At 41.4% G+C, this 17,201-nt stretch carries 13 protein-coding genes; 5 read left to right on the top strand and 8 right to left on the bottom strand.

What is annotated here, in order from left to right; all coding sequences use genetic code 11:
* Positions 1-59 precede the first annotated feature (59 nt).
* Positions 60-1,073, top strand: coding sequence for a LacI family DNA-binding transcriptional regulator (locus tag C2869_RS17260; protein ID WP_108604127.1), 1,014 nt, complete (start codon positions 60-62; stop codon positions 1,071-1,073).
* Here the strand turns inward: C2869_RS17260 and C2869_RS17255 are convergent.
* Positions 1,070-2,659 carry a tryptophan halogenase family protein gene (locus C2869_RS17255; RefSeq protein ID WP_108604126.1) on the bottom strand — a complete coding sequence of 530 codons (1,590 nt, stop codon included), beginning with the start codon at positions 2,657-2,659 and terminating at the stop codon, positions 1,070-1,072. The two genes, C2869_RS17260 and C2869_RS17255, sit on opposite strands and share 4 nt — an antisense overlap.
* 380 nt (positions 2,660-3,039) lie before the next feature.
* Between C2869_RS17255 and C2869_RS17250 the strand changes: the two genes are divergently transcribed.
* The gene (locus tag C2869_RS17250) at positions 3,040-3,339 is read left to right on the top strand and encodes a hypothetical protein (protein ID WP_159084214.1); all 300 of its coding nucleotides are present in this window, start codon (positions 3,040-3,042) and stop codon (positions 3,337-3,339) included.
* A gap of 94 nt (positions 3,340-3,433) precedes the next feature.
* Here C2869_RS17250 and C2869_RS17245 read toward each other — a convergent pair whose 3' ends face one another.
* From C2869_RS17245 to C2869_RS17215, 7 genes are all read right to left on the bottom strand, one after another.
* The gene (locus C2869_RS17245) at positions 3,434-4,039 is read right to left on the bottom strand and encodes a GntR family transcriptional regulator (RefSeq protein WP_108604124.1); all 606 of its coding nucleotides are present in this window, start codon (positions 4,037-4,039) and stop codon (positions 3,434-3,436) included.
* A gap of 335 nt (positions 4,040-4,374) precedes the next feature.
* Entirely contained in the window at positions 4,375-4,797 is a 423-nt protein-coding gene (locus tag C2869_RS17240) for a hypothetical protein (protein WP_159084213.1), read from the bottom strand.
* Between the two features lie 158 nt (positions 4,798-4,955).
* On the bottom strand, positions 4,956-5,618 hold the full coding sequence (locus tag C2869_RS17235; protein WP_108604122.1) for a hypothetical protein: 663 nt from the start codon (positions 5,616-5,618) through the stop codon (positions 4,956-4,958).
* A gap of 451 nt (positions 5,619-6,069) precedes the next feature.
* Positions 6,070-7,509 carry a DUF1501 domain-containing protein gene (locus C2869_RS17230; protein ID WP_108604121.1) on the bottom strand — a complete coding sequence of 480 codons (1,440 nt, stop codon included), beginning with the start codon at positions 7,507-7,509 and terminating at the stop codon, positions 6,070-6,072.
* A 21-nt stretch (positions 7,510-7,530) separates the two neighbouring features.
* Complete coding sequence (locus tag C2869_RS17225) at positions 7,531-10,803, bottom strand: DUF1553 domain-containing protein (protein WP_108604120.1); 3,273 nt, start codon at positions 10,801-10,803, stop codon at positions 7,531-7,533.
* 11 nt (positions 10,804-10,814) lie between these two features.
* The gene (locus C2869_RS17220; protein ID WP_228710697.1) at positions 10,815-12,011 is read right to left on the bottom strand and encodes an NHL repeat-containing protein; all 1,197 of its coding nucleotides are present in this window, start codon (positions 12,009-12,011) and stop codon (positions 10,815-10,817) included.
* Positions 12,012-12,026: 15 nt separating this feature from the next.
* Positions 12,027-13,364: a c-type cytochrome domain-containing protein gene (locus C2869_RS17215; RefSeq protein WP_159084212.1), complete on the bottom strand. Its 1,338-nt coding sequence runs from the start codon at positions 13,362-13,364 to the stop codon at positions 12,027-12,029.
* 490 nt (positions 13,365-13,854) lie between these two features.
* Here C2869_RS17215 and C2869_RS17210 point away from each other — a divergent pair, with 490 nt between their 5' ends.
* The 3 genes from C2869_RS17210 (at position 13,855) to C2869_RS17200 (ending at position 17,194) form a co-directional block, all read left to right on the top strand.
* Positions 13,855-14,718, top strand: coding sequence for a helix-turn-helix domain-containing protein (locus C2869_RS17210; protein WP_108604118.1), 864 nt, complete (start codon positions 13,855-13,857; stop codon positions 14,716-14,718).
* Between the two features lie 133 nt (positions 14,719-14,851).
* A complete protein-coding gene (locus tag C2869_RS17205; RefSeq protein ID WP_228710696.1) occupies positions 14,852-15,808 on the top strand; it encodes a 3-keto-disaccharide hydrolase in 957 nt (318 codons plus the stop codon).
* 150 nt (positions 15,809-15,958) lie between these two features.
* Positions 15,959-17,194, top strand: coding sequence for a porin (locus C2869_RS17200; protein ID WP_108604117.1), 1,236 nt, complete (start codon positions 15,959-15,961; stop codon positions 17,192-17,194).
* Positions 17,195-17,201 lie beyond the last annotated feature (7 nt).

Here is a 17,201-nt window from a genome sequence, read left to right as displayed (position 1 = left end):
TGAAAGATATTGCGTGCATAGGCAAAATATAGTCGACCCTAAGGAATTACCCAAAAACGATGAAAGCTACGATAAACGATGTTGCCAAATTAGCTGGCGTTTCAATTAAGACTGTATCCCGCGTTATTAACAACGAGCCCAGTGTCAGACAAAATACGCAAGACAAAGTAAGAGAGGCGGTTCGGCAATTAAATTATCAACCCAACCAGTCGGCAAGAAGTTTAGCGGCCAGTAAATCTTATGTGGTGGGGTTTGTGTATGACAATCCCAATGCTTATTACATTATTGATATGCAACAAGGTATTTTGAACGCTTGTCGTGAAAAACATTATGAATTGTTGATCCACCCAATTAACAGTAAATCGGACTCGTTATTAGATGAATTAAAAGAGATGCTGCGCCAGTCAAGGGCATCGGGTTTAATTTTAACGCCGCCATTGTCTGAAATGCAGGATGTTATTCAAATGCTAACCGAGGCCGACGTAAATATGGTACGTGTGTTATCTGGCAAGCCTTATGCTACTGAAACACCTTGTGTATTTGTTGATGACCGCACAGCCGCATATCAAATTACTGAGCATTTAATTGCACAAGGCCATCAAGCTATTGCATTTTTTAGTGGGGATGAAGAGCATCAATCGACAGCTGAGCGCTTAGCCGGTTACAAAGCGGCTTTAGCTGATCATAATATTTCTGCTGATGTTGAGTGGGTGTATAGCGGCCAGTACTCATTTGAATCAGGCGTTGAAAACTGCAAAGCTATGCTGGCTAAATCGGCCAAGCCAAGTGCGGTATTTGCTTGTAACGACGAAATTGCGGCTGGAACTCTGTTTGCCGCGCGATTAAATGGTTTAGATGTACCCAGCGACATTGCTATCGCTGGCTTTGAGAATAACCCGTTTTCTCGTCAAACATGGCCTAAATTGACCACGGCAGCCCAGCCAACTCAGGATATTGCTAACGAGGCCGCCGAGCTGTTATTCAGAACTTTACAACAAGCCAATAAAAAACAGCCGCAAGCCTGCGAAAATATTAGTTTTGAGCCGCAATTGGTCGTGCGCGAGTCGACTTAGCTTTTAATCGATTTAAAGCTGTTTAATACGGCCATTTGATCTGGGTGTTTTTGTGTTTGCTTTAAACAAAACTGATTCAATTGCTTTAATAAATTGAGTTGGTTTTGTTGATGACTACTGCCACGTGTCGCGGGAACTTGGCTTGCTGACTGCTTGGTTGTTTGCGTGACCGTCTGCGTGGGTAAGTGTCCCATGCCGTACAATACAAAGCGGTAGTTAATTTCATTAAACAACTGGCTTTTGGCTGCGAAAAAGTCGCTAGCCTCGACTGGTTTATAACGCCAAACAGCCAGTTGCTGCTGTAAAACCTCGTCTTGGTTTAATACCTGTTGCCAACTGCGCCAAAACTCACTGTCTTGTCGATCACTCAATACATAATGTAATACGATAAAGCGTTTAAGATCTTGATAAATATCGCGTAATATTTGGTTATATTGGTTGGGTAGCAATGAGGTTGCTTTGCTTAATTGACTAAAGTCATGAAAGCGCGTGTATTCTCCCCAAAGCCTTAACCCTGCCTCAATTAGGTAAATGCCCGTTGATTCAAGCGGCTCAATAAAACCCGACGATAAACCAATTGCGCAGCAGTTGTTGATCCACGTTTGTTGGCGATGGCCAATGCGCATTTTTAAGAGTTTAAATTCAGCGTCACGGCCTAGTTTAGTATTGTTTTGTAAGAGATCCTGCCTAAGCTCTTGTTCTGCTTGGCTTTCGCTACAGTATTTGTCGCTAAAAACATAGCCATTGCCAACGCGGTTTTGCAAACCAATTCGCCAGCGCCAACCGTGTTGCATGGCAATCGCTTGCGTATGGGTGGCTGGCTGTTGCTGGTCTGGGTATGGCGTTTGAATAGCTAAAGCACGGTTGCACGGCAGTTCATCTTCTAAGCTTAACCAATTATTGGCGCTGAGTTGATTAATTAAAAGGCCACGAAAACCTGTGCAATCAAAGTAAAAGTCAGCCTGTTTGTTTGCAATATTAGTTTGAATGGCTTGGATAATACCATTGTGCTGAATGACTTTATCAATCGCCCCAATTGTATGTTTAACCCCACGTTTTAAGGCAATGGACTTTAAAAAGGTCGCTAATTTTCCAGCATCAAAGTGATAAGCGTAGGGGATAGGGGCTTGATACGCTGGCATGTCAATGGTTTTAGGGGCTTTGTGGGCAGCAGATAGGTAAGGCGATATGGAAACGCTATGAGCGTAATCATGCTTGGTATGCGCTAAGTTATCCAGCCAACATTGCGCTAAATTATCACCCGCTATCTCAGCGGTTTGCATATCAAAAGGGTGCCAGTAACTGTGGGTTTTCCCTTTTTGCGCTTGCTTCCAGTTAATGAACTCAATACCTAATTTAAAGGTGGCGTCGGTTGCCGTAAAAAACTCGGCTTCATTAATACCGACCATATCGAAAAAATGGCGGATACTATGCACAGTGGCTTCACCAACCCCTACGGGCGGTAAATCTGAACTTTCAATGAGTTCTATACTGACTGTTTGTTCAAATCGATTGTATAAGTGACTCAGGTAGACGGCTGTCATCCATCCTGCGGTTCCACCACCACAAATTAAAATTGAACGCATTCTGACTCCGATAAGTGTTTATGCTGGCTGTTATTTTAGTATCAATTAAAATGACAGCGTTGTCTATTGGTGTTTTTACGCCATTTTTACTGTTTATTTCGCTATAAATAAGTAAGCTAGCACTTTTTCAATTTAATTTTGATTAGTTGAAAAAATTGGTGATCACTTTCACACTGAGCGCGAAGCAGTCGAAGTGTCGGTAAATTAGAAAGTAATAAGACTTCGACAAGCTCAGCCTGAAGTTGTTTATTTAATCTAAATATGGTTAAAAGCATCACGAGTGATAGTAAATTATGCGAGTGATTCAACTGATCATTTCTTTATTGAAAAGGTACAAACAATGTTTTTTATATTGCTAAGAGTAGGTGAGTTTGTCCGCTTTGGTTAATTTTCGTATTAAGCATTTAGATAAAATGCAGGCTATTATGCTGAGTCGTGAGATAGAGGGAGCTTGTTATGAAGCAACGGATGATCCGCGTTTTTGTGTAGGGCTAATTCCATTAAACGCCATGAATTTTGATGAGATCACCTTGTATTTTGTTAGGCAAAATCTCGAACTGGATAATTGTGATTTATTGGTGGAGGTGGACAGCTCAGCTGTAACCGAAATTAATTTACCGACTATCGTTAATCAATTTCTCAAGCATATTGATTGTCAAATCAGCCTAAAGGTGAGGTAGGTAAGGTTAGTTATTTATGATCAAAAAAGCCGTTGCGAGTTTGGCAACGGCTTTTAAAATGAGACTGCTTTTAAAATGAGAATAAACGCAGCGTTTATTTGATGTTTTTGCGAATAGCAGCGATAGCGGCTTTAGAGTCACGGGCTTTTAACGCTTCTAAAATGTCTCTGTGCTCGTCAACTAATTCTTGTGATGTTTCAATACGCTTATAGTTCATGCGCATACGCATAACAATCGGATACCATAAGTTAACTAAATCTTCGCCACCGGCTAGCTTAACGTAGTACTGGTGAAATTCGATATCAGCCATGGTGAGTTCAGTAAACTCTTCGCGGTCGAAGTGACCTTGCATGCGCTCAATGATTTCTTCTAATGCTTCTACATCTTTATCTAGTAGGGTTTTCTCTAAATGTTTAGCGGCGTATTCTTCAATTTTACGACGTAAATCAACACTGAGTTTTTGCATGTCATGTGTTAGTGGCGCACTAACAGAAGAGCCAATATTATTTTTACTGACTAACAAACCTTCTTTCGTTAGCTTAAGCAATACGTCACGAATTGGCCCGCGAGAAACACCAAAGCGCTCAGCAAGTTGTTGCTCGTTTAACTTAGTGTTAGCGGCAAGTTCACCAGAGATAATATCGGCACGTAAAACATCTGCGATTTGTTCGCGTACAGGGATAATTTTGTTAGCTTTCATAATATTATTTTACAAGAGGATGCATACTTTTAATGGCTCGATTGTATACGATTGCCAGTATATTGCGAACCCTATCAGCTAAAGTTTTTGCATTTTTTCCTGTATTTCGTCGAAGATAGCCGAAATTTGGTAAATTGTTAACAAAATCTCATTCAAGAATAGATATAACTTACATTTTTTAGCTGTAATATCTTATACCTTAATTAGGGTTTATCTTAGCCTCGTTAAACTGCGTTACGGGTTGTATGAATAAGCAGTAATGTTCAATACAAGTTACTGGTTTACTTTTAAAGATGGGGGGCTTGTTATTAGCCCATGCGTTTGTTAAGTGCCGATTACTGAGAGTAGCTTAACATTGCTTCGGCTCCTTCAATTAGCTGCGTATTATCTAAATACATGTTGCTAATTGGCTCAAAAGCTAAACCATTATTGTTTGCTATCAAAACAGCCGCCGCATACATAGCTGTAGCGCCTTCAAAAAAATCACCACCCCAACGAAATGTAATTACTGTAGGGTTTGTTATTTTTAGTTCTTCATTTGGTGGTAGCATAGACTCAATATCGGTATATTTAATTGAATATACCTCGACACCAGATTTTTGGCTTTTGGTAGTCGAAGGCAAAAAGCCAGTGTGCTTCATTAAGTTAATATTTTCTTCAAATACAATGGGAACAGAATGTTCTTTTGCTTTGTTATTGAATGATTCAGTATTTGTAACTTGATCTAAAGCTACTATAACGAACAATTCCATAGACATATTTATTCTTCCACTTGATGGCCTTGTTGAACTAAGCCGCTACGCGGCAGAACTTGTTTTTTAGCTTACCGCTCTCGCTTAGGTTATCAATACTTTTAAAGATGGGGGTCTTTATTAATATTGATTACCTGTATAGATTTTTTGTTAATTCTTAATACCTAAATTTGCTTAAGATCGCTGCGCATTTGTTCGCGTAACTCAACCGACCTTTGCTTAGTAATACCTCCCAACTCGTTTAATTTACGTTGATTTTCCTGAGCAAGAGCTTGATCACCATTCATGATTATTTGAACGAGATCAGAAACCATTTTTGTTGAGATATTAAAAAGCTGTTCGTAAAGCTCTTGGAGTTCATCTAATAGATTAGCTACCTTATCGCTAGCAGTTAAACGTAATGCATTTGTTTGCGAGCGCATAGCTTGTAGTTCTTCAAAACCATCGTAAGTTAATTTACCTATTTCTTCACTAAACTTAATTGTTGCTTCGGTAGCTGCTTCATTATTATTTACGGCTAAAGCTCTTTGATACGATGAATTAAATTCATTGATAATAGGTAAAACGATAGTCTGGTAGTCGTTTTGATGTTTACTATGAATATTGTCCATGTTTTTGAAATAGTCTTCATATTGACTTGTTTTCATTTCAAAGACTTTTTTTCGCCGTTCAAGATCTAAATCTAATGATTGCTTTAAGCTCACAAGTTCCCGTTGATGGCGTTTTTTATTGAAATAGACAAAAGCCCCCCAGAAAACATTAATTAATGTGAATGCCCAAGCGAAGTAATCTGGATTATTTGCGATGACTTTATAAATATCTTCCATGGTTAGAGTAATCACCATTTAGGTATAACAACGTATTACCAAGCACTCTCAGATATGTTAACAATATCGTCACGTCATCTTAGTAACACTTAATTATTTCTTAATAGGGTCAGCAACTTAGCATCAATTTATTTGGTCTTCAATTAGCAATTCCACATTCCGTAAAATGAGCCAATTACTTAATCGAGCCAAGTTTAAAATTACATGCCGCACCTTATTTGTGACTTAGGGAGCCTTCCCTCTGATAGCTCTTTACATCGACAGTAAAAAAACAATTAGGCCATACAAATATTAGAGCAACGCAAATTTATCCCCATGCTCTTAACCATGGTGCAAATTGCGTTGTGAGTCCATTTTCTAAGTTATGAAAAAGCCCAACACACTTGATGTTTATCTATGTTGAGCTTATTGGCTTTATTGAATTGAGTTTATTGGCATCAGCACTGGTGGCTTAAGCCAAAATATCTTTTATCACTTTACCGTGCACATCGGTTAAACGGAAGCGGCGGCCTTGATATTTGTAGGTCAGTTTTTCGTGGTCGACTCCCATTAAGTGCATGAGTGTTGCTTGGAAGTCGTATACGTGTACTGGGTTTTTGCTAATATTATATCCGAAGTCATCTGTTTCACCGTAAACGCCGGGTTTAATACCGCCTCCGGCCATCCACATGGTAAAGCAACCTGGGTGGTGATCGCGGCCATAGTTGGTTTCTGTCAGCTTACCTTGTGAGTAGTTGGTGCGACCAAATTCACCGCCCCAAATCACTAAGGTGTCGTCGAGTAGTCCACGCATTTTTAGATCTTGCACTAAGGCTGCTGAGGCTTGGTCTGTGTTTTTACATTGTTTTTTAATGCCGCCCGGCAACCAACCATGTTGATCCCAGCCTTGATGATACAGTTGAATAAATTTAACGTTGCGCTCGGCTAAGCGTCTTGCCATTAAACAGTTAGCGGCGTAGGTTCCGGGCTTTTTGGCATCGGGGCCGTATAGGTCAAAGACCCAGTCGGGTTCATCACTGAAATCGGTAGCATCTGGAATGGAGGCTTGCATGCGCTCTGCCATATCATATTGTGCCATGCGTGATTGTATTTCATCATCTAACCATTTTTGATGCTGAATATCTTGCAATTGGCGGAATCGGTCCATTAAGCCTTTGCGATCTAAGCTGCTTAAACCTTGTGGGTTGTTTAAGTAGAGTACAGGATCGGCACCGCCTTGAAACTGCACCCCTTGATGTATTGACGGTAAAAAGCCATTACCCCATAAACGCGAATACAAAGGCTGGCCGCCGCCGTTGGCCGACACCATGACAATAAACGGCGGTAGGTTAGGGTTGTCGGTACCTAAACCATAACTTAACCAAGCGCCTATGCTGGGGCGTCCGGCAATCGGGAAACCGGTTTGTAAAAAAGTAATGGCCGGATCGTGGTTGATTTGATCCGTATGCATAGATTTAACAATACATAAATCATCAACTATTTTGGCGGTATGTGGCAGTAATTCACTGACCCAAGCGCCTGATTCACCATGTTGTTTAAAGTCAAATACCGAACGAGCTAACGGCAGTGACGTTTGTTGGGCGCTCATGCCCGTTAATACCTGATCACCGCGCACTTCATCGGGTAATTGTTGGCCGTGACGTTTGTCTAACTCGGGTTTGTAATCAAAGGTTTCAAGCTGTGATGGCCCGCCGCTTTGAAATAAATAGATGACTCGCTTGGCTTTTGCCGGTTTGTGAGGTTGGCCTAATACACCATCTAAATTAACAGCTTGCTGCGCCATTTTCTGCGCTTGACTGTCGTTGGAAAATGCAGCGTTAGGTATACCCGATAATACACCTGCGCCGGTTGCAAGCCCGGCGCCTTTTAAAAATTGACGTCGATTAAACATAATTGTTCTCCTCGCTTATGCCTAGCGCTTAATAACGGTAGCGTCGTGGTTGATCAGAATATTGGTGATAGATGTTAAAGCCGCTAATTGTTCGGCTTGAATATTATCGCCTGTCACTTGGGCTTCACCTATCGCGAGTAACTCGTGACTTTGTTCTGATTTATTGGCAAAACTGCTTAGCATGTCTTGGTACATTTGTTCGACAATGGCTAATTCGTCATCACTGATTTTACGACTGGTTAATGTTCGGTATATGGTACGCAGTTGTGCGGTTTTATCCGTTGTTTGCTGCATAACTTTGCTGGCTAACACGCGTGACGCTTCGACAATTTGCGGGTCGTTTAGCAAGGCTAAAGCTTGTAGCGGCGTACTGGTTTGTTGGCGTGTACCGACACTATAGCTGCGCATTGGCGCATCAAATGCTGTCATGTTTGGTGGTGGAGCACTGCGTTTATGTATGGTGTACATGCTGCGGCGATAGAGTTCTTCTCCTGCACCTTGTTTGTATTCCATATTGTTCATTTTCCAAATATCTTTGGGTTGATAAGGCTTAACGCTTTCACCGCCTAACTTATCGACTAATAAGCCACTGGCTGCTAAGGCATTGTCACGGATCATTTCAGCTGTTAAGCGTGCTTTGGGACCACGCGCATACAGTCTATTTTCTGGATCGATTTCAGTTAGTTGCGCATCGGCAATTGAGCTTTGGCGATAGGTTTGTGACATCGCCATTAACTTAAGCATGTGTTTAACATTCCAACCGGAGGCGACAAACTCACGCGCTAGCCAGTCTAGTAATTCAGGGTGCGTGGGTAATTGACCTTGGTTGCCAAAATCTTCCGGTGTGCGGACTAATCCTGTACCAAACATCATTTGCCAATAGCGGTTGATCACAACGCGAGATACCAGAGGGTGATCGGGATGGGTTAGCCATTTAGCTAAACCGTCGCGTTGATTACCCCAGCTTGGGTCATAAGGAAATACGCGTTCTGGCACCCCAGGTTGCACCGGCTCACCGTGCGAGGCATAGCTACCACGCTCTAAAATATAGGCTTGGCGTGGTTCGGGTAGCTCTTCCATAACCATGATTTCTTTAATGGTTTCAGCTAAGCTGTTTTGTTGTTGGCGCAATTGGGTTAGCTTGGCGACATCTTGTTGATAGCGCTTGTTGTACTGGCTATTAAATAAGGCTAACAGTGCCTCACTTTTGCTTGGTGCCTGTACTTGGTTGGCGTTGGCTATTTCGATAGCGGTTAGGTCGCGCTGATATACCTTTAAGTTGTCAACAACAGCCCCTTTTAACCCGCGGCTACGCCAGCGAGCACCTACTTTAATGCCAATTTCTTTTAGCACTCCTTCTTTAGTATGTTTGATGTCTTTGTATAAATTGTCGCGCTCGACAGTCATGGCAATTTCTTGGCCGTTAACAAAGAATTTAGTGCCAGCGGCTTTTGATGAGCCATCGTAGGTCATGGTTACGTTTAACCATTTATTGCGTTGCACTGTTTGCTGAGATTTAAGAATAATGGCGTTGTAGGGGGCAGTATGGGCTAAACGTACAATCCATTGGTTATTTTCTAGGCCAAAATCAAACCCTTTAAAGTTATACAAAACGCCAGCTTTGTTGTAGTGCACCAATACACCTTCTTCTAGGTCGTCTGGTAATTTGACATCAATACTGACACTGAACGGGCGAGCTCGGTCAAAGTCGTTAAGTTTAGGAAAATACAGGGCGTCGTCACCGTTTAACACGATTGCTTGGCGGCCTTCGCTGATTTCATGCACCATGTCTGGCCCATTCTTTTCATTGGGCTGCGCGCCCCAAATGACTTTACCGGCTAGGTCTTGGTTTTTAACTTCAGCAATTGATTTTACACTGTCTTTTTTGCTGAACGGGTAGTAGGCAATTAACGCGTCGTCGCCAGTGATTTTGTCAAGCGATGGGTCTTTGGCTAACCATTTTTTAAACTCGGCATTGTTTAGCGAATGGGTTTGGTTAATTAACTGACTTTGCTTAGCTATTTCAGCTTCAAGGCTGGTTAATTGCTTTTCCTGTTCTGCGTTAGGTAATCTTAGCGTGGGTACCGGAATGTCGTTCGGATCATAAGAAATCTGACCTGAATCGTCTATGTTGTTAAAAAAGGCAAATGTAGAGTAATAGTCTTTGGCCGATATGGGGTCGTATTTATGATCATGACATTGTGCACAGTGCATGGTTAAACCCAATAAGCCAGTGCCTATGGTTTGTACACGATCCTTGACGTACTCAACACGAAACTCCTCTGCGACAATTCCACCTTCGCCATTTTGTGCGTGAATGCGGTTAAAGGCGGTGGCCAAACGTTGTTCAGTGGTCGCGTTGGGTAATAAGTCGCCAGCGACCTGCCAAGTGATAAATTCATCAAACGGACGATTTTGATTAAAGCTGTCAATAACCCAGTCGCGATAGGGTGACATGTCGCGGTAAAAGTCGGTGCTGTAACCATGGGTGTCTGCGTAGCGGGCTACATCCATCCACTCTGTGGCTAAGCGCTCGCCAAAGCTTGGTTTTGCGAGCAAGCGATCAATTAATTTTTCATAGGCATTAGCAGAATCATCTGCGAGAAACTCGTCAATTTCGCTCAGTGTCGGCGGTAAGCCGGTTAAGTCAAAGCTAGCTCGGCGGATCAAGCTTTCTTTATCTGCGGGGCTTTGCGGGGTTAAACCTTTGGCTTCAATTTGTTTTAAAATGAAGTTATCAATATCGTTGTTAACCCAGTCAACTTTAGACACTGTAGGGGTTTTAGCGCGTTCAGGTTTGATCAAGGCCCAGTGCTTTTTATACTCGGCGCCTTGTTCTATCCATTTTTTGATAATGGCTTTTTCGCGATCAGACAAAACGAGATTGGAAGAGGGCGGTGGCATGATGGTATTTTCATCATCAGATAAAATACGCTGCCAAATTTCACTGTCTTCTGGATTGCCAGGGATCAGTGCCATTTTTCCTTCTGCGGTTTTGTGGCTGGTGGCTTTGTCGTAACTGGCTAAGCTTAAGCCGCCTTTGGCGTTGGTTTCGTCTAGGCCGTGACACAAATAACAGGTGTCGGACAAAATGGGTTTAACGTGAAAGTTAAAGTCGACTACCTCAGGTAATGGCTCAGCAAAGGTTTGTTGGTCGTCTTGACTGCCACACGCCACTAGAGTGCTAGCAAAAATAAGTGATAACCAATATGGCTTGGCTGTCGATGTTTGCTGAAAAGTGCGCTTTAACTGGGGTATCAATAAGCTTGTTTGTAAATGATTAGTGTTTTTCATGCTAATTCAACCTACACACGAACGAGTTTAATGGGATAAATTTGGTTGCTGTTCCATTGGCCGACATACAGGTTTTCTTCATCATCGACTGCAACAGCGTGGCAGTGATTGAATACGTCCCATGTGCTTTGCATGGATGTGAGTTGGCCGTTCTCGTAATGTGGGCGCGTACCGCCGGGGTTAGAAACAACTTTGTTGTGCTTGTCTAAAATAGTGATAAAGCCAGAATTGGGCGCCATTTTGCCATCGATTTTTGACCAGCAAACCGGAGCGTAAAAATGCTCGCCTTTGAATACGGGCCCACCGGCATAGGCGCCGGGTAAGTTAATTTCGCCTAATAATTTTCCATCTAGTGTGTATTGCTTAATTTTTTGCTCACCACGAGAACTTATTAATAAGTGATGGCTGTTAGGATCGCGGGTATCTACTGCGATCCCGTGAGTATTTTTCAGGTTTAGTTTTTTATCTTTGTTTTTCCAACCGCCCCAATGGTTTATATAACGACCATTAGAATCATAATGGATAACGCAGTCAGAGCCGTAACCATCCGTTACATATAAATCACCATTTGGGGCAATGGTGATATCAGTTGGCTGAAAACGCATTCCCGGTTCGTAAATGCCTAAGTTAAGCGGGTGGCCTAATGTGTAAACTAATTTACCGTCTAGCGTTAATTTGGAAACAAAACCGCTTTGCCGTGTCCATTTATTTTTCCATTGGTTATCAGGACGGTTTCTGTCTAATATCCAGCCGCCATCAACAATATAGATAAAGTCTTCGCCATTTTCGCGTGACACTTTAACTGAGTGCGCCCCTGGGTGTTGTGTGCCCCATGCATCTAATACTTTGCCGTCTTTGTTAAAAATAACGAAGTTATTAACATCGCTATCGGTCACCATAATTAAACGGCCTTTGGAGTCAAAATCTAAACCATGACTATTTTCGACAGGGAACTTGCTGCGGTCTTGCTCCCCCCAGTGATAATCTACCTTGTATTGAAAATCACCATGGCCAACAATTTTACCGTGCGGGTTACGCCCCGCTTTGGGTAACGGCTTAGGTGGTGGTTCATGCGCATTGGCACTTTGGCTCATGCCGGCCAACAATAGGGTGGTACTTAACGCAGATGATTGTTTAATAAACTGACGTTTGCTTTGATTAACCGTTTGGCTAGTTTGGTCTTTTGTATTTGTGTTGTTATTTTTCATAAATTTTGCCTTGCCTTATTCGGCTGCGGTTTGGGCTATTTGTTCAGGTTTTTTATTTAGCCCTTTGTTATGAATTAAGGCTATTTCACTATGCTTTTCACTAAATTCATTGGCGGCTTTTAGGCTGATGTTGGTGTCAGCTAGAAAGACTTTTTTCAATTTAGGGAATGTGGCTAACGTGCTAAATACCTGATCATCAACTTGCGTGCCGTACAGATTTAAATAGGTGAGGTTGCTTGCACCCGCGAGCGCTGCAATGCCTTGGCTAGTGACTTGTGTGCTATCGAGTCGCAATTTAATGAGATTAGATAACTGTGCGATCTGCACTAATTGCTCGTCGGTTACCTGCGTTTTAGACAGGTTGAGATAAGCGATAGCCGTTTTATTGTCGACTAACGTTTGTATTGCACTATTGGGTAGGTTTTTAACTCGAATTGAAGCGTCAATATCTAAGTGCGCTACTTTTTGCGAAATCTGCTTAACAATAAACCCTTGGTTATTTAACGATGTGATTATTTGTGGATTAGGCGTTGCTATTTTTGCTAGCGGCCACGCTCCGGCGCTGGCACTTAAACCTAAAACTCGAGCCATTGCGCCTTGGTAGCGGTCGGCAATTTTTTGTGGGCCGACTAAACCAGAGGTTGGCGTACCGGCTTTTATCCACCACGCGATAACATCAACTTGATCATCGCTTAAAGGCGTTTTACCTTCAGCCGGCATAAACTTTTTATCATGTTTATCTATGCTGATCCGTTTATATAGCTCACTGTTTTCAAGTTGACCATTGCCCCAAGTGGATGCTGTTTTTCCCCCTTTTACAATACCGTCGACCGACGCTAGGTTTAAGCCACCTTTTGCTTTTGAATCATTGTGGCAACTGACACAACGTTGTTTAAACATAGGTTGAATAAGGTCAAGGTAAATATCAGCTTGGGCGATTGATGTCACTTTTTCGCGAGGTGCTGCGTGGGGTTCAAACCCTGCGATCTGCCGTACAAAATTAGGCGCATGCTCAACGAGGTAAGTTTCACCATGAGTCATGTTGGCGCCATAATGGCCGGTTGTGAACAGTAATAGCAATTGAAAACCAGATAAGCCTAAAACCAAGAGTTTGTTTAATTGGCTTTTAATGGAGAAGGCTAACCAGCAGATGATGGAGAGAGTCGCGACTGAAATACCAAATGCTTTATGAATATCGACAGCTTCTGGATTATATCCACCGCCTAAAGAGAGCATGTAGCCGAGTATACAAGCTGCAATAGCAGATATCGCTCCCCATAACCAAATTTGATTTAATAGTGGATTTCTTTGTTTACCTGTAATTGATGTGTGCATTTCCATCAGGGCTGCCATTAGCAAAATTCCTATGGGTAAATGCAAAACCAGGACGTGGAAACGCCCAAAAAATTGAATAATGTCCATTTCAACACCACGAACTATTTTGATGCTGACAATGTTACATAAGTGTAAATAATTAAAAAATTGATGGAGTTGGGTTTGTTTTGTGTGTTTTTGATTTTTTCTTAGTGGGGGAGCTAATATCAAATTTATTCATCTGATTATAGACATAAATAGCAATAAATAGCAGCTATTTGTCCTACTCAGTAGGTAGATTTGTGTGGATTTTATTTTAAACGAATTGTAACCATTACCTAGTAATCAGAGTTGTTTGTTCCGTAGGCGAATGGCCCAAGATAAAACCATTTATTATCCAAATTTGTTTCGTTAATTTAGGTAAATATTTGTTTTTTTATGATGTATATTTTGCATTTCCTATTGCTTTTTACCTCGATTGTTTACAAAATCCACTTTGGATATTTGATTTTTTTTGATGAGTTAAAATATGAGACCTGAAAAATACGAAACCGGATCAGGCGGATTTGTCTGGGAAAACTTGATGCCAGACAATCTTTTTAGTCACGTGAAATTTCATGTTTATACTGCTCATGACATGCAAATTGGTCGTGAGTGGGCAGGTGATCAATTTATTAATCATTATAATCGTATCTATTATATTGAGTCTGGTGAAGGTGAGTTGGTATTTAAAGATAAGAAGATCACTATGAAACCAGGGTATTTATATTTGATCCCACCTTATCAACTTATTTCACATAGCACTAAAGATGGACTGCATTTTTTGTGGACGCATTTTCAAGCATCCTTAGAAGCTGAATTAGACTTATTTATGCTATACGGCCAAACGGCTGAAATTGATGTGTCAGATAAACCTGAATATAAGGCCAGTTTTTTAAAATTAATTTCAGCCGTTAACGATAAGCAACCTAGTGGTGTTATTAATCGTAAAATTCATTTGCTCAACTTGGTTGCGCCTTTTATTCAGCAGTTTCAGCAAACAGAAATTCATGAAGCGGGTTTTAGACACCAGTCTTTATTGCCAGCACTTAATAAAATTAACGCTAATTTGACTAATCCGCCTGACATTAAAGAGTTAGCGCAAGACGCGAACATGTCGCCAGAACATTTCTCGCGTAAGTTTAAAGCGGCTTTTAATATTGCGCCTAAACGTTACATATTGGCTAAACGTATCGAGTTAGCTAAGCAATTATTATTGCTAGAGGGGGATTCGGTAGAGCAAGTCGCTGAACGTTGTGGTTTTTGTGATCTTTATCATTTTTCACGTACCTTTAAGCAAGAAACCGGTTCGTCACCGACCGCGTTTCGTAAAAACTTTGTTGTAGCTGGATAGATGACAGTTATTTCTTAATAGTATTAAAATCTATATTTTATCTGTGAATAGTTAGACTGCTGAATATGACGGCTTTCTGTTAGGGTGCTTAAGTTATTAAGTTAAAAAACTCGCCCAACTAAGAAGGCCACATATGTTCACAAAAACGCTCAATACGACACTCGAAACAACACTCAAAACAACGCTAAATCAAATAACTAAACTTTCCCTCACATTCTGCGTGCTAAGCTCACTTACTGCTTGTCAGTTATTGTCTGATCCTAGCAATTCACCTGTGATTGAACATAAACTGACATCTGACTGGCATGATTTAATGCCTGGAAATTTAGACCAATGGCAGATTTGGATGGGTGTTCCGCACTCGTCTGTAAAAGGTTTACCAAAAGGCACATACACAGCCACGAACTTAAATCAGCATGGTGATCCATCATTAGCCATGGGACTTAATAATGATGTTAAAAATGTCTTTCAAGTTGACCATTCTAAAGCGCAACCCGAATTAAAAATCAGCGGTGAGATATACGGTGGTTTAACCACATTAGCCAGCTATCAAAATTATCACTTAACTATGCAAATTAAGTGGGGCGATAAAAAATGGGCGCCGCGTTTAAATGCTAAACGCGACAGTGGAGTATTGTTCCACTGTTATGGTGAGCATGGAGCATTTTGGCGAGTTTGGAAAGCGTGCCAAGAGTTGCAAGTTCAGGAAAGCGATTTTGGTGATTACATTCCTTTAGCTGGCCCGACCGCGACGATAAAAACCAATACTTTAGAAGGTCACTATTTGTATCAGCCCGAAGGTAAACATAACCGCTTAGTAAAAGGTTATAGTCACGCCTATTTAGAGCCGGATGCACCGCACGGTGAATGGAACCAAGTGGATTTGTATGCACTTAATGATAAAGCGGTTTTTGTCATTAATGGCCAAGTGGTTATGGCGATTGAAAACTCACTCGATAAAAAAGGACAGCCGCTTACGTCTGGTCAACTGCAAATCCAATCTGAAGGCGCTGAAGTTTATTATCGAGCAATTAAAATTCGCGCGCTTGATAAGATGCCATCTTCATTTACACGTTATTTAAGTGAATAAATTTTATTTTTACGGATCTCTGCTATACCTATAACAATAACAATCAAACCGCTACCTAATTTGTGAATTAGCGAAATTCAGTGGAACTGAACTAAACATAAGTTAGGCGGCTGTTTATGTCTTATTGGGGAAGACTAAGATGGGTGAAGTATGAAAAGAAAATTAGTTTCACTGAGTGTTTTAGCCGTGGCTGTGTCTGCCTCGTTACCGGCATCAGCTGAACTTCAATTTAGAGGGTTTGCTTCTATCGTTGGTGGTACCTCTTCTGAAGATAGCTGGGAGTATCGAGGTTACAGCGACAAACTTAACTTTAAGCCTGAATCATTATTCGCATTACAAGCCTCGACTGATTTAGGTGAAGGGTTATCCGCAACCACACAAATTATTGCTCGCGGCGCAAATGACTACAATGTTGATATGGAATGGGCCTATGTCACTTATCAGATTGATAGAAATTGGAAAGTTAATGCCGGTAAGTTAAGAGTGCCTTTTTATCGCTATTCTGATTTCCTAGATGTTGGCTTTTCTTACAATTGGGTAAAACCACCTCAGTTAGTATACAGCTTACCTTTCAATACTTACGAAGGTATTTCCGTTATCAATAATGGTAGAGTTGCTGATTTTGATTATATTTTTCAAGGTTTTACAGGCGCTTATGATGGCGGTGAAGATAGTAGTGTTAAAGTAGACGGATTATCCGGTGTTAATTTAACTTTAGATTATGATGAATGGTTAAGTTTACGTGGGGGTTATATTGTCGGTGACGTGAGTTTTGACGCCGGTTCTAGTTTTGGTGCTTTAACCCAATTGCTCGATTTTTACCGATTAGAACAAGCGAAAAACGATCTTGTAGCGCAGGAAGACCCTGGGGTTTTTATTGGGGTAGGTGGTAAAATCGATTACAACAACTGGTTAGCAGAAGTTGAATATACTGAGCTTAAAGTGGATAACTCATTATTAGCAGTGCAAAAACGTTCATATGTGTCATTTGGCCGACGCATTGATAATCTCGTTCTGCAAGTGACGTACGAAAAGGCTGATGATGAGTCGAATGAAGTCGCACTTTCTTCTATTCCAACCGCGTTGGCGAGTGATACGCCGACATTAAGCCCGCAAGGACCTGTAACGCTCCCTGCCGGTACACCAGTGGTGATGTTGGATGCGACTGGTCAGCCTACACCACAACTGTTATACAACTTTATTCATGATAATGTATTGAACGAGCCATCGGTTTCTGAATTATCAGATGCTACAGTACTATCTTTTGGGGCGCGGTACGACATTAGTTATAATGCAGCGGTTAAAGTTGAATATTCTAAATTTGAACAAGATAATCGTAATCGAGATGCATCGGCGCTGCGTTTCGGTATCGATTTAATGTTTTAGGGGGTTG

This window comes from Saccharobesus litoralis, assembly GCF_003063625.1.
Lineage (GTDB): Bacteria > Pseudomonadota > Gammaproteobacteria > Enterobacterales > Alteromonadaceae > Saccharobesus > Saccharobesus litoralis.
This window is presented reverse-complemented; position numbering and strand designations above follow the sequence as displayed.